Here is a 241-nt window from a genome sequence, read left to right as displayed (position 1 = left end):
AAACTATGTCGAACTCGTAACATTAGCTCCTCTTCATTCTGCTTTTTCAAAATATCCAGAGACGACATGAAATAAACTTCTGCTTGTTCAAATTCATTTAGCTTTACACATGCTAAACCCAGAACATTGTCACATGCTGCCACCTTCCTGCTATACCCGTACAACCCTTCAAATGTATTCCTTGCTCTAGTTGCATATTGAATTACTAAAATAGGCTGGCAAACGTGATAATAATAGCTTG

1 pseudogene is annotated in these 241 nt (G+C 37.3%); it reads right to left on the bottom strand.

The features are described 5' to 3' along the window. Positions 1–241 (bottom strand): annotated as a pseudogene (locus SB717_RS39075) (tetratricopeptide repeat protein); the annotation flags it as partial.

The sequence above is a fragment of the Priestia sp. SIMBA_032 genome (assembly GCF_046535215.1).
Lineage (GTDB): Bacteria > Bacillota > Bacilli > Bacillales > Bacillaceae_H > Priestia > Priestia aryabhattai.
The sequence above is the reverse complement of the archived record's forward strand: the minus strand, read 5'-3'. Positions and strand labels throughout refer to the sequence as shown.